Annotated in this window: 15 protein-coding genes; 4 read left to right on the top strand and 11 right to left on the bottom strand. The window is 56.3% G+C overall.

Annotated features, from left to right (window positions below):
- Positions 1 to 11 precede the first annotated feature (11 nt).
- The 7 genes from ACOTW6_RS09040 to ACOTW6_RS09010 form a co-directional block, all read right to left on the bottom strand.
- The gene (locus tag ACOTW6_RS09040) at positions 12 to 1,349 is read right to left on the bottom strand and encodes an MFS transporter (protein WP_160863355.1); all 1,338 of its coding nucleotides are present in this window, start codon (positions 1,347 to 1,349) and stop codon (positions 12 to 14) included.
- 117 nt (positions 1,350 to 1,466) lie between these two features.
- Entirely contained in the window at positions 1,467 to 2,615 is a 1,149-nt protein-coding gene (dgoD, locus tag ACOTW6_RS09035; protein ID WP_017383695.1) for a galactonate dehydratase, read from the bottom strand.
- A complete protein-coding gene (locus ACOTW6_RS09030; RefSeq protein WP_062933068.1) occupies positions 2,612 to 3,229 on the bottom strand; it encodes a 2-dehydro-3-deoxy-6-phosphogalactonate aldolase in 618 nt (205 codons plus the stop codon). Before ACOTW6_RS09030 ends, dgoD begins: the two co-directional genes overlap by 4 nt.
- Positions 3,213 to 4,091, bottom strand: a complete 879-nt coding sequence (locus ACOTW6_RS09025) for a 2-dehydro-3-deoxygalactonokinase (protein ID WP_062933067.1) — start codon at positions 4,089 to 4,091, stop codon at positions 3,213 to 3,215. The genes ACOTW6_RS09030 and ACOTW6_RS09025 overlap by 17 nt, the downstream gene beginning before the upstream one ends.
- Complete coding sequence (gene dgoR / locus ACOTW6_RS09020; protein ID WP_003861109.1) at positions 4,088 to 4,777, bottom strand: D-galactonate utilization transcriptional regulator DgoR; 690 nt, start codon at positions 4,775 to 4,777, stop codon at positions 4,088 to 4,090. Before dgoR ends, ACOTW6_RS09025 begins: the two co-directional genes overlap by 4 nt.
- A gap of 226 nt (positions 4,778 to 5,003) precedes the next feature.
- Entirely contained in the window at positions 5,004 to 5,816 is an 813-nt protein-coding gene (gene yidA, locus ACOTW6_RS09015) for a sugar-phosphatase (RefSeq protein WP_023295661.1), read from the bottom strand.
- Between the two features lie 113 nt (positions 5,817 to 5,929).
- Positions 5,930 to 6,955 carry a zinc-dependent alcohol dehydrogenase family protein gene (locus ACOTW6_RS09010; RefSeq protein ID WP_062933066.1) on the bottom strand — a complete coding sequence of 342 codons (1,026 nt, stop codon included), beginning with the start codon at positions 6,953 to 6,955 and terminating at the stop codon, positions 5,930 to 5,932.
- 113 nt (positions 6,956 to 7,068) lie between these two features.
- On the opposite strand from ACOTW6_RS09010, the gene ACOTW6_RS09005 reads away from it, so the two are divergent.
- Positions 7,069 to 8,004, top strand: coding sequence for a LysR family transcriptional regulator (locus ACOTW6_RS09005; protein ID WP_047729022.1), 936 nt, complete (start codon positions 7,069 to 7,071; stop codon positions 8,002 to 8,004).
- Between the two features lie 33 nt (positions 8,005 to 8,037).
- Here the strand turns inward: ACOTW6_RS09005 and gyrB are convergent, their stop codons facing one another.
- From gyrB to dnaA, 4 genes are read right to left on the bottom strand one after another with little or no spacing between them, the layout of a single operon-like run.
- On the bottom strand, positions 8,038 to 10,449 hold the full coding sequence (gyrB, locus tag ACOTW6_RS09000) for a DNA topoisomerase (ATP-hydrolyzing) subunit B (RefSeq protein ID WP_003861119.1): 2,412 nt from the start codon (positions 10,447 to 10,449) through the stop codon (positions 8,038 to 8,040).
- A 28-nt stretch (positions 10,450 to 10,477) separates the two neighbouring features.
- Positions 10,478 to 11,551, bottom strand: a complete 1,074-nt coding sequence (recF, locus tag ACOTW6_RS08995) for a DNA replication/repair protein RecF (protein WP_213789097.1) — start codon at positions 11,549 to 11,551, stop codon at positions 10,478 to 10,480.
- Positions 11,551 to 12,651: a DNA polymerase III subunit beta gene (gene dnaN / locus ACOTW6_RS08990; RefSeq protein WP_003861122.1), complete on the bottom strand. Its 1,101-nt coding sequence runs from the start codon at positions 12,649 to 12,651 to the stop codon at positions 11,551 to 11,553. The genes recF and dnaN overlap by 1 nt, the downstream gene beginning before the upstream one ends.
- 4 nt (positions 12,652 to 12,655) lie before the next feature.
- Positions 12,656 to 14,050, bottom strand: a complete 1,395-nt coding sequence (gene dnaA / locus ACOTW6_RS08985; protein ID WP_003861124.1) for a chromosomal replication initiator protein DnaA — start codon at positions 14,048 to 14,050, stop codon at positions 12,656 to 12,658.
- A 638-nt stretch (positions 14,051 to 14,688) separates the two neighbouring features.
- Between dnaA and rpmH the strand changes: the two genes are divergently transcribed.
- Genes rpmH through yidD form a run of 3 tightly spaced genes read left to right on the top strand, consistent with a single transcriptional unit; the run spans position 14,689 to position 15,426 of the window.
- Entirely contained in the window at positions 14,689 to 14,829 is a 141-nt protein-coding gene (gene rpmH, locus ACOTW6_RS08980; protein WP_000831330.1) for a 50S ribosomal protein L34, read from the top strand.
- Between the two features lie 16 nt (positions 14,830 to 14,845).
- On the top strand, positions 14,846 to 15,205 hold the full coding sequence (rnpA, locus tag ACOTW6_RS08975) for a ribonuclease P protein component (RefSeq protein WP_006808764.1): 360 nt from the start codon (positions 14,846 to 14,848) through the stop codon (positions 15,203 to 15,205).
- Positions 15,169 to 15,426 carry a membrane protein insertion efficiency factor YidD gene (gene yidD, locus ACOTW6_RS08970; protein WP_001307474.1) on the top strand — a complete coding sequence of 86 codons (258 nt, stop codon included), beginning with the start codon at positions 15,169 to 15,171 and terminating at the stop codon, positions 15,424 to 15,426. Before rnpA ends, yidD begins: the two co-directional genes overlap by 37 nt.
- Positions 15,427 to 15,428: the final 2 nt, after the last annotated feature.

The following is a 15,428-nucleotide window of genomic DNA, read 5'->3' as shown; positions in this document are numbered from 1 at the left end:
ATCCGAAGGGATTAGCCTACTCGTTTAACGTCGCCGACCAGCAGGATGTAGGAGAGCGCGCCGATCAGCGCCACGGCAGAGATATACACCAGCGCCGGACCAAAGCCGTAGTCCTGCGCCAGGTAACCGATGACCAGCGGTACGGTGATCCCGCCCAGGCCGCCAACGAAGTTAAACACGCCACCGGTCAGGCCGATCAGACGCATCGGCGCCAGCGACGACACCAGCGACCAGGTGATAGAGGCAAAACCGTTTCCGAAGAACGCTACCGCCATCAGGGTCATGATCCACACCGGATCGTTGGTGTAGTTCGCTCCCATGATGCAGGTAGAGATCAGCAGTCCGCAGATAATCGGCGTTTTACGCGCAACGCCCAGCGAGAAACCTTTTTTCACCAGCTTATCCGCCAGCCAGCCCGAGAGCAGGACGCCGAAAAACGCCGCAAGGAAGGGTACGGTGGTCATAAAGCCTGCCTTCAGCGCGGTAATACCTTTTTCCTGGGTCAGATAGTTCGGGAACCAGGTGAGGAAGAACCACAGCGTGGAGGTCACCGCGAACTGTCCCAGATACACGCCCACCAGCTTACGGTGGAAGACCAGCTTCCAGTCCGCTCTGGTCAGCGGCTGGCGCGCCTCTTTTTTCACGGGCGCATCGCCGTCCACCAGGCCACCGCCGTCGCGGATGTAGTCCAGTTCGGCTTTGGAGATGCTTTTGGTCAGGCGCGGCGGCTGATACACCTTAAACCAGATTAACGACCAGATAATGCCGATCCCGCCGGTGACGATAAACACCCAGTGCCAGCTCAGCAGCTCCTGGATCCAGATTAACAGCGGCGTCAGAAACGCCAGACCAACAAACTGCCCGGAGGTGTAAAAGCCGACGGCAGAGGCTCGCTCATGTTCCGGGAACCAGCTGGTCACCATGCGGTTGTTGGTCGGAAACGCGGGCGCTTCAAACACCCCGGTGATGGCGCGCAGGCCAATCAGCGACATCAGCCCGGTGGCGAAGCCCTGGAACAGGGTCGCCACGGACCAGCCGAAAATAGCGATAAAGTAGGTCAGACGTGAACCCACGCGGTCAAGGAACCAGCCGCCCGGGATCTGGCAGAGCGTATACAGCCAGGCAAACGCCGAGAAGACGTAGCCCATTTCCGCTTTGGTGATGCCAAACTCTTCCTGAATATGAGCCGATGCCACGGCAAGGTTGGCGCGGTCGACATAACAGATGACCACGGTAATAAAGATCATGATCAGCGTCAGGTAACGACGACGCCCGGTTTTTGCAGCAGTAACTGGAATATCCATCGCAATCTGTCTCCAGATTTTGGGCATAGCGAAGCCGCTCACCATGCCCTGTAATTTACAGAGGGTTATATTTTTTCTATGTACGTTTTTTTTGCCCGGTGGCGCTTCGCTTACCGGGCCTACGAGAAAGTAGGCCGGATAAGCGTAGCGCCATCCGGCGATTTACCACTCGGCTACGGAACCGTCTTCATGACGCCACAGTGGGTTACGCCAGTCCGGCGCACTTTTACTCAGCTCAATGACTTTGGCTTCATCGATCTCCACGCCAAGGCCCGGCTTCGTTAACGGTTTAAAGAAACCGCCTTCCATGCTGAAGTCTTCTTTGTTTTTCACAAAGTCGAGCAGCTCCGCGCCCTTGTTATAGTGAATGCCCATGCTTTGTTCCTGGAACACCGCATTGCGGGAGACGAAGTCGACGTGCAGGCAGGCCGCCAGCGCAATCGGTCCAAGCGGACAGTGCGGCGCCAGCGCCACATCCCAGGCTTCTGCCATTCCGGCAATTTTGTAGCATTCGGTGATGCCGCCCGCGTGGGAGAGGTCCGGTTGCAGGATCGCAATGCCGCCCGCCTCCAGCACGCGTTTAAACTCGAAGCGCGAGAACATGCGTTCCCCCGCCGCGATGGGAATGTGCGTCTGTTCAGCCAGTTTCGGATAGTATTCCGCCTGCTCGGCCAGCACCGGCTCTTCGATAAACAGCGGGCGATACGGCTCCAGCTCTTTAATCAGCACTTTGGCCATTGGCGCGCTGACGCGGCCGTGGAAATCCAGACCAAACTCAATCTCGTTGCCGAAAGCCTCGCGGATTTGCGCCACGGTGTTCACCGCCCGGTCTACCGCGCGCGAGTTGTCTATAACGCCCATCTCTTCGCAGCCGTTGAGTTTGAAGGTGTCAAAACCGATGTTGCGCAGTTGCCGGATACCGTCGATCACTTCCGCAGGGCGGTCACCGCCCACCCAGCTGTAGGCTTTGATTTTGTCGCGCACCAGGCCGCCCATTAATTGCCAGACCGGGGCATTCAGCACTTTGCCTTTGATATCCCACAGCGCCTGATCAATACCGGCGATGGCGCTCATCAGGATCGGACCGCCACGGTAAAATCCCGCCCGGTACATGACCTGCCACAGGTCGTTGATGCGCGCCGGATCCTGGCCAATCAGGTATTCGCCCAGCTCGTGAACCGCGGCTTCAACGGTGCGCGCACGGCCTTCAATCACCGGCTCGCCCCAGCCAACCACGCCTTCGTCGGTTTCGATTTTCAGGAACATCCAACGCGGGGGTAAACGGTACGTGGTGAGTTTGGTTATTTTCATTGCACTGCCTCTCGATACGCTTTCACAAATGCTGCCGCCTGCTGTGAGGTACGCTCAACGGGCTGACCTGCACGATAGAGATCGCTGCCCAGCCCGGCGCCCACACAGCCCGCTTTTATCCACTGCACCAGGTTTTCCGGCGTGACGCCACCCACGGCAAAGACCGGCACGCTGGCGGGTAAGACCGCTTTCAGCGCTTTGATGTAATCCGGACCAAAGGCCGACGACGGGAAAATTTTGAGAGACTGTGCGCCCGCATCGAGGGCGGCAAAGGCTTCTGTGGCCGTGGCGCAACCCGGGCAGACGGTCATGCCGTAATCCACCGCCCGGCGGATCACCTCGGGGTTGATATTCGGTGTGACGATAAGCTTGCAGCCCATTTTCGCCAGTTCATCCACTTGCTCCGGCTGTAATACGGTGCCAGCGCCAATCAGCGCCTTATCACCAAACGCCTTCACAACTGCCGGAATGCTTTTTTCCCACTCCGGGGAGTTGAGCGGGATTTCCACCGCGTCGAACCCGGCGTCGATCACCGCGCCAACGTGCGCTAAGGCCTCACCGGGCGTGATACCGCGCAAAATCGCGATCAGGGGAAGTTCAGTTTGCCACTGCATGAGCGATGCTCCTTATGCCTGCCTGAAATGCCGTGTCGCCTTCCACCGCAGCAACATCCCGTCCGATAGCGTGGAACGCCTGGCGGTAACGAGACGTCAGCGATGAACCCGCGACGAGCGTGATGGCCTGCTGCCCGGCGAACGCGTCGCTCAGGGTGGCGACTTCTGCGCCAATCAGCAGGCCGGACAGAAATTCGCTGACCTGTTCGCGCGGAAGATTTCCCAGCACGTGCGAGGCGCGAACCTCAAAAAGTTGCGGCAAAACGACAGGGGAGGCGATCCCGCGCTCAAGCCCGGCGGCAAACGCTTCCGGCGAAGGGGTCTGCTCCGGCAAACCGGCCCCCACCAGCGAATGCTTAAGCAGCAAGTGGTGCAGTTCGCCGGTCATCACGGTGCGGAAATCATGAATTTGCTCAGCATCCGCCTGGACCCATTTGCAGTGCGTCCCGGGCATGACGTAGACAGAAGAAGGAGAAAGGGTGCGCGCCCCGAGCAGCTGCGTCTCTTCGCCGCGCATCACGTTATGGTTATCGTCGCGAGAGACGCATAAACCGGGAATAATCCAGACATTGTCGCCAACGGACGTTAACTGCTCGCCAACGGCGGTGAAATGCACCGGAACTGACAGGTAAGGCGCGACCTTCCAGCCCACGTTACTGCCGACCATTCCGGCCATCACCACTGGCGTTGTACCGTCGCGCCAGTTTTGTGTCACCTCTGCTAACACCGCTGCGGGGGATTTACCGTTCAGGCGCGTCACACCTGCTTCTGATTGCCTGCTTTCCAGGCACTGCTCATCCTGGTAGAGCCAGGCGCGCAGATTGGTCGATCCCCAGTCAATTGCGATGTAGCGTGATGTCATGTGATTTCCTTCAACCTTCGTGTCGAGCTGGCGATCATGGTCAGCGCCGCCTGCTCTGCCGCATCGCCGTCCTGATGCCGTATCGCATCGAACAGCGCTTTATGTTCCTGAAGCGTTTTCGGCATGTTGGCCTCATCGCCCATCCAGGTACGTTCAAATACTGCTCGCTGTAGCGAGCTGATCGCCACGCTAAGCTGCTGTAAAACCGGGTTATGCACCGACTGCAATACCGCTTCGTGGTAGCGAATATCCGCTTCGTTGAACGCCTCCCGATTCTGGTTATTGGCGATCATGTCGTTTAAAGCCGACTCAATCTGTGCCAGGTCGCCTGACGTTGCGCGCTCTGCCGCCCAGCGGGCGATGGCCGGTTCCACCAGATTTCGGACTTCGCTCATCGCGCCGATGAGCCGTGGGTCGTAGTCGTTTTCCAGTACCCATTGCAGAACGTCAGTATCGAGGTAGTTCCACTGGTTACGCGGCGCCACAAACGCGCCGCGATAGCGCTTCATTTCAATCAGCCGCTTCGCCATCAGCGAGCGGAACACTTCCCGGATGATGTTGCGCGAGGTTTCAAACTCCTCGCACAGTTCCGCCTCTGCTGGTAGCGGCGAACCGGGAACGTATTTGCCACCCACAATCTGGGTGCCCAGCGTGATGACAATGCGATCGGTTTTATTGAGTGTCATGGAGAGTCCTTGTGCTCTGTAAGTCCATCACTACTTTACCGCGACCGCTGAATTTCGCCTCACTTTTGCAGTACAAACGTGAGGCCTTCCGCCTTTGCTGTGGTGATAATGTAGTACAATCAATTAATGTTGTACTACAATCCAGATCACAAAAAGAACAATTCGATAAATTCAGGGCCAAAAAAAGCCCCGGTTAATAACCAGGGCTAATCTTTCAAAGCACTTGTTACGACAGAACGAATTTCTCGATCGCCCAGGCAACGCCATCTTCCAGGTTAGATTTGGTCACGAAGTTCGCCACTTCTTTTACCGACGGGATGGCGTTATCCATCGCCACGCCCATGCCCGCATATTCGATCATCGCAATATCGTTTTCCTGGTCGCCCAGCGCCATAATCTCCTCAGGCTTGATGCCCAGCGCATCGGCAAGCGATTTGACGCCCGTGCCTTTATTGACGCGTTTATCGAGGATTTCGAGGAAGTACGGCGCACTTTTCAGCACGGTGTATTTCTCTTTTACCTCAGCCGGAATGCGTGAGATGGCTTTGTCGAGAACCGCAGGTTCATCAATCATCATCACTTTCAGAAACTGGGTCGCCGGGTCCATTTTCTCCGCTTCGCAGAACACCAGTGGAATGGTTGCTACGTAGGACTCGTGCACCGTGTAGTAGCTGATATCGCGGTTGGCGGTGTAAAGCGTATTGCGATCGAGCGCGTGGAAGTGAGAGCCCACGTCGCGGGAGAGTTTTTCCAGGAACCGGTAATCATCATAGCTCAGTGCAGTTTGCGCCACCGTGCTGCCATCGGCTGCCTTTTGCACCAGCGCGCCGTTATAGGTGATGCAGTAATCGCCAGGCTGGTTCATGTGCAGCTCTTTCAGGTAACTGTGCACCCCGGCATACGGGCGTCCGGTGGTGAGCACCACGTTCACGCCTTTTTCGCGTGCGGCGGCGATCGCATTTTTAACGGCAGGAGAGATAGTGTGGTCCGGCAGCAGCAGCGTGCCGTCCATATCGATTGCAATGAGTTTGATAGCCATGAGGTCCCCGGGATAAATGAGTGCTACCTCATGCTAACGCGATTAAGCACACAAAAATAGAGCTACCTTGCGCAACAAAAAGCCCCTTTTACGTTTATCCCGGGAACGGGAACTCACTCGCGGGTGAGAACGATTTTGCCAAACGCACCGCGATCCAGATGTTCAAGCGCCTGTTCCAGCTCGTCAAAGCGGTAGCGATGCTCAATCACCGGTTTTAACTCCGTGACATCAACAGCACGGACAAAATCTTCCAGCGCCCGGCGGTGTCCAACCCCAATCCCCTGAATGACGGGAGATTTCAGCAACAGCTCGCTTGCAGGCAGAGAAATTTCTGTCCCGGCCAGCACGCCAATGACCGATATCCGCCCATGAACGGCAACGGCGCGCAGGGAATGTCTCAGGTTCTCCCCACCCACGGTTTCAATAATATGGTCGATGCCGCGATCCTGCGTGAGCGCCAGCGTATCTTCTGCCCAGTCGCCTTTCAGCCGGTTGATGCCCTGGCTGGCCCCCAGCTTTTTGGCCCGCGCCAGTTTTTCATCACTCCCCGACGTAACAATAACTTCTGCGCCGTGCGCTTTTGCTATCTGCAAAGCGAATAGCGCCACACCGCCCGTCCCTTGTACCAGCACCGATTGCCCGGCGCGCAGCTGACCACGTTCCACCAGCGCAAACCAGGCGGTGAGCCCCGCGCAAGGAAGCGTGCTGGCCTCAGCGTCATCCAGGCTTTCCGGGGACGCCACCAGCGCATTTTCACTCACAATCACATATTCGGCCAGCATGCCCTGGAAGTATCCACCGGACGTTTTATAGGGCAAATCGCGCGCGTCTGCCTGCGGCTTGCCGTCGATCCATTCCGGGAAGAAGGTTGAGATGACGCGTGCGCCGGGCTTGAAACGCGTAACGCCTTCGCCGATGCTGTCCACCACGCCTGCCATGTCAGATGCTGGAGTAAACGGGAAGGAAAGCGGAATCGGCATCGTGCCTTCAATCACCATTTTATCCCGGTAGTTGAGCGCAACGGCTTTAACCCTTACGCGAACCTCCCCCGGGCCTGGCTGTGGAACAGGCTCCTGAACGAGCCTGAGGCTTTCACGACCAAGGGCATCCATTGACCAGCGTTGCATTGTTTCAGTCATTTTTTTCTCCTGTCATCAGATGATTTTCAGTTCTGACAGTCTACCGTTGACTCAGCGTCGCCAGTGGCGATAAGTTTTCCCTTCATTGATGACCAAATTGACACAATCCGTCCATGACCGATACGCTGAAAGATATTCCCGTTTTCGTTGCCTCCGTTGAGGCAGGAAGTTTTGCCCAGGCCGCCGTCCGACTGCATTTGTCGCGCTCGGCGGTAGGAAAAAGCATTGCTCGTCTTGAAGAGAGGCTGGGGGTTCGTCTGTTTCATCGGACCACCCGCAGTCAGAGGCTGACCGATAACGGCGCGCTTTTTTATGAACGCTGCCTGCGCGCGCTGGAGGAGATCCGTGGCGCTGAATCGCAGCTTGAAACCGGAAAACATCAGGTCAATGGTCGGCTACGTGTTGCCGTGCCGGTGCTGTTTGGTCGCCAGTGTATCGCCCCGCTGCTAATAGAGCTGGCGCAGGAGCATCCCGGGCTTGAGCTTGAAATGTCCTTCAGCGACCGCGTCGTGGATCTCGTGGAAGAAGGGTTTGATATGGCGGTGCGCAATGGCGCTCTGGCTGACAGCAGCGTGCTGGTCGCCAGAAGGCTGGGTGAGCACCGGATGGTGCTGTGCGCCGCGCCGGATTACCTGTTTAAGAATGGCCAGCCGCAAACCGTTGATGATCTACGCCAGCATACGGCCATTAACTACACGCGTGCGGGCAGAGTCCTACCCTGGCAGCTGATGGATTACGATGGCACGTCGCGCACGTTTATTCCCCGCTCATCGCTCAATATGGATGATTTGCAGGCGATCTGCGACGCGGCGCTGGCCGGCCACGGCCTTGCATGGCTACCCTGCTGGATGGTCATCAAAGAAATTCATCAGGGAAACCTTGCCCCGCTCTTAAAGCAGGCCCCGGATGTACGCTTCGACGTTCATGCCGTCTGGCAGCAGACGCCACACCTGCCGCTAAGGGTAAGAATTGCCATAGATATGCTGGTCAAACGTTTACCGGCAGTGATGTCGCTGGAGTTTCCTGCGTCCATAAAAAAGCCGCGCTGAAGCGCGGCCAGTTATGCTGTCGTAAAGCGACGATTAAATATCGATATTCGCCGCTTTCAGGGCGTTCTCTTCGATGAAGGCGCGACGTGGTTCAACCGCATCGCCCATCAGGGTCGTGAACAGCTGATCCGCTGCGATTGCGTCTTTAACGGTGACGCGCAGCATGCGACGGCTTTCCGGATCCATGGTGGTTTCCCACAGCTGATCCGGGTTCATTTCGCCCAGGCCTTTATAACGCTGAATAGAGAGACCACGACGGGACTCTTTCACCAGCCACTCCAGCGCCTGTTCGAAGCTGGCTACCGGCTGACGACGTTCGCCACGTTCGATGAACGCGTCGTCTTCGATCAGGCCGCGCAGCTTCTCGCCAAGGGTGCAGATACGACGGTATTCCGGACCGGTCACAAATTCGTGCTCCAGCGGGTAGTCGGTATCGACGCCGTGGGTACGCACGCGGACGATCGGCTCGAACTGCTGCTCAGCGTTCTGCTGGACGTCGAACTTCCACTGGCTGCCATGCTGCTCTTTCTCGTTCAGCTCGCTCACCAGGGTGTTCACCCAGCGGGTGACGGTCTGCTCGTTGCTCAGATCGGCTTCGGTCAGGGTCGGCTGGTAAATCAGCTCTTTCAGCAGCGCTTTCGGATAGCGACGCTCCATACGGCCAATCATTTTCTGCGTGGCGTTGAACTCAGAGACCAGACGCTCCAGCGGCTCACCGGCCAGCGCTGGCGCGCTGGAGTTTGCGTGCAGGGTCGCACCATCAAGGGCGATCGCGATTTGGTACTGATCCATCGCGTCGTCATCTTTAATGTACTGTTCCTGCTTGCCTTTCTTCACTTTGTACAGCGGCGGCTGGGCAATGTAGACGTGGCCGCGCTCAACGATTTCCGGCATCTGACGATAGAAGAAGGTCAACAGCAGCGTACGAATGTGCGAGCCGTCGACGTCCGCATCGGTCATGATGATGATGCTGTGATAGCGCAGTTTGTCCGGGTTGTACTCGTCGCGACCAATGCCGCAGCCCAGCGCGGTGATAAGCGTCGCCACTTCCTGAGAAGAGAGCATCTTGTCAAAGCGCGCTTTCTCAACGTTAAGGATTTTACCCTTCAGCGGCAGAATCGCCTGGTTCTTGCGGTTACGGCCCTGCTTCGCAGAACCGCCCGCGGAGTCCCCTTCCACAAGGTACAGTTCAGACAGCGCCGGGTCGCGTTCCTGACAGTCAGCCAGTTTGCCCGGCAGGCCTGCCAGGTCCAGCGCGCCTTTACGACGGGTCATTTCACGCGCTTTACGCGCCGCTTCACGGGCACGCGCCGCATCGATAATTTTACCCACCACGATTTTCGCGTCGGACGGGTTTTCCAGCAGGTATTCGCTCAGCAGTTCGTTCATCTGCTGTTCAACCGCCGATTTCACCTCAGAAGAGACCAGCTTGTCTTTGGTCTGTGAGGAGAACTTCGGATCCGGCACCTTCACGGAGACCACGGCAATCAGGCCTTCACGGGCATCGTCGCCGGTGGCGCTGACTTTCGCTTTTTTGCTGTAGCCTTCTTTGTCCATGTAGGCGTTCAGGGTACGGGTCATCGCCGCGCGGAAGCCCGCAAGGTGCGTACCGCCGTCGCGCTGTGGAATGTTGTTGGTGAAGCAGTAGATGTTTTCCTGGAAACCGTCGTTCCACTGCAAGGCCACTTCCACGCCGATACCGTCTTTTTCAGTAGAGAAGTAGAAGATATTCGGGTGAATCGGCGTTTTATTCTTGTTCAGATACTCAACGAACGCCTTGATACCGCCTTCGTAGTGGAAGTGGTCTTCTTTGTTGTCACGTTTGTCGCGCAGACGAATCGACACGCCGGAGTTCAGGAACGACAGTTCACGCAGGCGTTTCGCCAGAATGTCGTACTCGAATTCGGTGACGTTGGTGAAGGTTTCAAGGCTCGGCCAGAAACGCACCATGGTACCGGTTTTCTCGGTATCGCCCGTGACGGCCAGCGGCGCTTCTGGCACGCCATGCTGGTAGATCTGACGGTGAATTTTGCCTTCGCGCTGGATAACCAGCTCCAGCTTCTGCGACAGGGCGTTTACTACGGATACGCCTACGCCGTGCAGACCGCCGGAAACTTTATAGGAGTTATCATCGAACTTACCGCCTGCGTGCAGAACGGTCATGATCACTTCCGCAGCAGATACGCCCTCTTCCGGGTGAATACCGGTTGGGATGCCACGACCGTCATCGGTAACGGACACGGAGTTGTCCGCATGGATCGTGACCACGATGTCTTTACAGTGACCCGCGAGCGCTTCGTCGATAGCGTTATCTACCACCTCGAATACCATGTGGTGCAGACCGGTGCCGTCATCCGTGTCGCCGATATACATACCCGGGCGCTTACGCACCGCATCCAGCCCTTTCAGGACTTTGATACTGGAGGAGTCATAAGAATTCGACATCAACGTTTCTCGCTCATTTCAACTTGGGTTAATCCGTTATTTTACCCTTTTCCACGGTAAACATCTTCGAATTTTCGTCCGACATGTCCATAACGTGTTCAGCGCTAATGGCGCTGACGAAAACCTGCGACTGCGTGGCTTTTAAGCGACTGGCAAGCAGCCCGCGCCGCGCGTCGTCAAGTTCCGAGGCAAAATCATCTATCAGGTACAGGCAGCGTCGCCCACTTTCGCGGGTGAGGAATTCCCCCTGCGCCAGGCGCAGCGCGCACATCAGGAGCTTCAGCTGCCCGCGCGACAGCGTGTCTTCCACCGGCGCACCGTCGGCACGAATGCGGAAATCCGCCTTGTGCGGGCCGTGCGCGGTGTAGGTCAACATGCGATCGCGCTCGAAGCTTCTCTCTAACACCTCGGCATATTCCGTCTCTTTTTCCCAGCCACGCTGGAAAGAGAAGGTGAGAGAGAACTCGGGTAAAAACTGTTTGCAGGTGTCGGCCATGTCTTCGGCGATACCTGCACTGTATTCGGCACGCCAGTGGCTGATTTGTTCCGCAAGAGGAATGAGTTCCATGTCCCACGGACGCAGCTGGGCGTAGCGCGTGACCTGGCGCAATGCGGCGTTACGCTGTTTAAGCAGACGCTTCAGGTTGCTCCAGGCGTTAAAGAAACCGGCTTCATTGTGAAAGCATCCCCAGTCGAGGAACGCTCTTCTGTATTTGGGGCCGCCGTTGAGTAAAGTAAACCCCTCGGGCGTAATCAGCTGCATCGGCATCAGCAGCGCCAGCTCCGCCACCTTGTGGCCATCGGTGCCGTCGATGCGCACCTTGCTGTCGCCCTGCTTGTCTTTGGTCAGGCCGATGGCGGTTTCCCGCTCTGCGCCCTGCAAACGCCCGTGCAGAACAAAAGAGTCCTGCTCGTGGCGAATCACGCGACCAATCTGCAAACTGCGAAACGCCCGGCCGTGGCCGAGCGTATAGATGGCTTCCAGCACGCTGGTTTTGCCGCTGCCGTTCGCGCCAACCAGGAAGTTAAAGCCAGGGGATAAAGCGAGATCCGCGCTTTCGATATTGCGAAAGTCGCGGATCAACAGACGGGTGAGCGACATTACAGTCTCATTGGCATGACAACATAGGCAGCCGACTGTGATGCGGCATCTTCAATCTGTACGCTCGAAACGGAGTCAGTCAGCAGGATGCGAACGTTCTCGCATTTCAGTGCATTCAGCACATCCAGCACATAGCTGACGTTGAAGCCGATTTCCATCTCAGCCCCGGCGTAGGTGACGTCCAGAATCTCTTCTGCCTCTTCCTGCTCCGGGTTGTTGGCGGTGATTTTGATCTGGTTTTCACTCACGTACAGACGTACGCCGCGGAATTTCTCGTTGGAGAGAATAGCGGCACGCGCGAACGCCTGCTTGAGGATGTCGCAACCCGCCTCCAGCGTTTTATCCGGGTTCTTCGGCAATACGCGGCGATAATCCGGGAAACGACCGTCTACCAGCTTCGATGTGAAGACAAAATCGCCCACATGGGCACGAATATTGTTGCTGCCAATTTGCACGCGCAGCGGCGTGTCGCCGCCGTCGAGCATACGCATCAGTTCAATCACGCCTTTACGCGGCACGATCACCGAATGGTTCGGCAGTGAATCACCAATCGGCATAGAACAGACCGCCAGACGGTGACCGTCGGTCGCCACGGTACGCAGCTCTTCACCTTCGGTTTCGAACAGCATGCCGTTTAAGTAGTAACGAACGTCCTGATGCGCCATGGAGAACTGCGTGGCTTCGATCAGACGCTTCATCGTCGCCTGCGGCAGAGTAAATTCAACTTCGCTCTGCCAGTCATCCAGGTTCGGGAAGTCCGCAGCGGGCAACGTGGAGAGGGAGAAACGGCTGCGGCCAGAGCGCACCAGCATGCGGTCGCCCTCCAGCTGCACGGCGATTTCAGCGCCTTCCGGCAGCCCACGGCAAATATCAAAGAATTTACGTGCCGGAACCGTGGTCGCGCCCGCGTCGTGCGGCTGAGTCAGCGTAACGCGCGCGATCATTTCCATTTCCAGATCTGTGCCGGTCAGCGACAGCGTACCGTCCGCGACCTGAAGCAGCAGGTTTCCAAGAATAGGCAGCGTAGGGCGGCCGCCTAATGGGCCACTCACCTGTTGCAGCGGTTTTAATAAATGTTCACGTTCAACGGTAAATTTCATAGCGTCACGATGATAATGTTCTGATTAAATTGGAAAAATCTTCTTTTATGTCGTGGCTTTCTTCGCGTAACTGCTCGATCTTGCGACAAGCGTGCAGCACGGTCGTATGGTCACGGCCACCAAACGCATCACCGATTTCCGGCAGACTGTGGTTGGTTAGCTCTTTTGCCAGCGCCATCGCCATCTGACGCGGACGCGCCACCGAGCGGGAACGACGTTTAGACAGTAAATCTGCCACTTTGATCTTGTAGTACTCAGCCACCGTCTTCTGAATATTGTCGATAGTGACCAGTTTTTCCTGCAAAGCCAATAAATCGCGCAGCGCTTCACGCACAAAATCGATGGTGATCGCACGACCGGTGAAGTTGGCGTTGGCGATAACGCGATTCAGCGCCCCTTCCAGTTCACGCACGTTGGAACGCAGACGCTTGGCAATGAAGAACGCCACTTCACCCGGCAGGCGAATGTCGTTCTCGTCGGCTTTCTTCATCAGGATCGCGACGCGGGTTTCCAACTCCGGCGGCTCGATCGCCACGGTCAGGCCCCAGCCGAAGCGGGATTTGAGACGATCTTCAACGCCGTTGATCTCTTTAGGATAACGATCCGAGGTCAGAATGATCTGCTGATTGCCTTCCAGCAGGGCGTTAAAGGTATGGAAAAACTCTTCCTGCGATCGTTCTTTATTGGCAAAGAACTGAATGTCATCGATCAGCAGCGCATCAACGGAACGGTAGTAGCGTTTAAACTCTTCGATCGCATTGTTTTGCAGGGCTTTTACCATGTCCTGAACGAAGCGTTCGGAGTGCATATACACCACTTTGGCATTGGGCTTACGCGCCATAATGCCGTTGCCCACCGCATGCAGCAGGTGCGTTTTACCGAGACCCGTGCCGCCATACAGGAACAGCGGGTTGTAAGCGCCACCGGGGTTATCGGCAACCTGGCGAGCCGCCGCGCGTGCCAGCTGGTTCGACTTACCTTCAACGAAGTTATCGAACGTGTGTTTCACGTTAACGTTAGAGCGGTAGGTAGGCTCAGCGGGGGCCGGAACGTTATCCCAGCCCTGACGAGCCGGTGCAACGCGAGGCGCTGGCGCGGGCGCCGCCTGTGCAGGGGCTGCCACATTGACAACTTCACGAACGGTTTGGGTGACCGGCTTTGTGCCCACTTCAAAACGCAGCTGTGGGGCATCTGACCCGCAGAAATCGTTCAGCAGTCCATTGATGTTATTAAGGTATTTATCCCTTACCCAATCGAGCACGAAACGGTTTGGCGCATACAAAGCCAGCGTGTTATCGCTCAGTTCCGCCTGCAACGGGCGGATCCACATACTGAATTCTGTGGCTGGTAACTCATCCTGCAATCGGGCAAGACACTGCTGCCAAAGCGAAAGTGACACGGCGGACTCCACTCGAACAATAAAAGAAAACTATTGAATATTCATGATTGTTGGCGCACATCGACATGACCCCATCAGGGTGATGTGCGAACCGCTATCTGCGGTTATACACGCTATCGTTGATACAACCTGAACGATGTTGTGTTTATGCCCGACCAGGATCGCTGGATCCCGATCGGGACCGCGGATCATAGCCTAAACTGAGCCAGAGATCTTCTGTTTCTCACAGATTCTTCCCGATTTATCCACAGGAAGATCCGGAATCGGGTAAGTGTAAACGATCCTGACGCGAGTGCCTCGCGATTTAGGCCGCATATTGGAAAATTTAATGAGCACAGACAATTTTTGGCTTAAATGATCTAACGAAGATCCGGGACGATCCTTGCGCTTTATCGTTGAGCCCGTATAATCCTCGACCCGGCGCGTGATGCTCATCTTCCTGCGTCGTCCGCTGCTCATTTTCCACGCGAAAACGTGCGGAAATACACAGGGATTTAAGGAAAGAGAATTGACTCCGGAGTGTACAATTATTACAATCCGGCCTCTTTAATCACCCACGGCTTCGGCGTCCGTCATTCGAAACTCGGTCGGGCATCCGCAAAAGTCATGAATTTTTTCAAGTTTAGGTAGAAATCGCCATGAAACGCACTTTTCAACCGTCTGTACTGAAGCGCAACCGTTCTCACGGCTTCCGTGCTCGTATGGCTACTAAAAATGGTCGTCAGGTTCTGGCACGTCGTCGTGCTAAAGGCCGCGCTCGTCTGACCGTTTCCAAGTAATAAAGCTAACCCCTGAGTGGTTAAGCTCGCATTTCCCAGGGAGTTACGTTTGTTAACTCCCACTCATTTCACTTTCGTCTTCCAGCAGCCATTACGGGCTGGCACGCCGCAAATCACCATCCTCGGCCGCCAAAATTCGCTGGGGCATCCCCGCATCGGTCTCACAGTCGCCAAGAAAAACGTTAAGCGTGCGCATGAACGCAACCGGATTAAACGTCTGACGCGTGAAAGCTTCCGTTTACGTCAGCACGAACTGCCTTCAATGGATTTCGTGGTGGTGGCTAAAAAAGGGGTTGCCGACCTCGATAACCGTGCTCTCTCGGAAGCGTTGGAAAAATTATGGCGCCGCCACTGTCGCCTGGCTCGCGGGTCCTGATAGCCCTCATTCGGGTCTATCAACGCCTGATTAGTCCGCTACTCGGGCCACACTGCCGTTTCACGCCAACATGCTCAAGCTACGGAATTGAGGCATTGCGCAGGTTTGGAGTGATAAAAGGCAGTTGGTTGACGGTGAAACGCGTATTAAAATGCCACCCTTTACACCCAGGTGGAGACGACCCCGTCCCTCCAGGACCTTTTGATACCAGAGAACACTAACG

The sequence above is a fragment of the Enterobacter cloacae complex sp. IR5403 genome, from assembly GCF_049238705.1.
Lineage (GTDB): Bacteria > Pseudomonadota > Gammaproteobacteria > Enterobacterales > Enterobacteriaceae > Enterobacter > Enterobacter hormaechei_C.
The sequence above is the reverse complement of the archived record's forward strand: the minus strand, read 5'-3'. Positions and strand labels throughout refer to the sequence as shown.

Bases quoted from the DNA above. Each gene is read 5' to 3' on its own strand.
- ACOTW6_RS09040 (WP_160863355.1), bottom strand. From the start codon at position 1,349: ATGGTGAGCGGCTTCGCTATGCCCAAAATCTGGAGACAGATTGCGATG.
- dgoD (WP_017383695.1), bottom strand. From the start codon at position 2,615: ATGAAAATAACCAAACTCACCACGTACCGTTTACCCCCGCGTTGGATG.
- ACOTW6_RS09030 (WP_062933068.1), bottom strand. From the start codon at position 3,229: ATGCAGTGGCAAACTGAACTTCCCCTGATCGCGATTTTGCGCGGTATC.
- ACOTW6_RS09025 (WP_062933067.1), bottom strand. From the start codon at position 4,091: ATGACATCACGCTACATCGCAATTGACTGGGGATCGACCAATCTGCGC.
- dgoR (WP_003861109.1), bottom strand. From the start codon at position 4,777: ATGACACTCAATAAAACCGATCGCATTGTCATCACGCTGGGCACCCAG.
- yidA (WP_023295661.1), bottom strand. From the start codon at position 5,816: ATGGCTATCAAACTCATTGCAATCGATATGGACGGCACGCTGCTGCTG.
- ACOTW6_RS09010 (WP_062933066.1), bottom strand. From the start codon at position 6,955: ATGACTGAAACAATGCAACGCTGGTCAATGGATGCCCTTGGTCGTGAA.
- ACOTW6_RS09005 (WP_047729022.1), top strand. From the start codon at position 7,069: ATGACCGATACGCTGAAAGATATTCCCGTTTTCGTTGCCTCCGTTGAG.
- gyrB (WP_003861119.1), bottom strand. From the start codon at position 10,449: ATGTCGAATTCTTATGACTCCTCCAGTATCAAAGTCCTGAAAGGGCTG.
- recF (WP_213789097.1), bottom strand. From the start codon at position 11,551: ATGTCGCTCACCCGTCTGTTGATCCGCGACTTTCGCAATATCGAAAGC.
- dnaN (WP_003861122.1), bottom strand. From the start codon at position 12,651: ATGAAATTTACCGTTGAACGTGAACATTTATTAAAACCGCTGCAACAG.
- rpmH (WP_000831330.1), top strand. From the start codon at position 14,689: ATGAAACGCACTTTTCAACCGTCTGTACTGAAGCGCAACCGTTCTCAC.
- yidD (WP_001307474.1), top strand. From the start codon at position 15,169: ATGGCGCCGCCACTGTCGCCTGGCTCGCGGGTCCTGATAGCCCTCATT.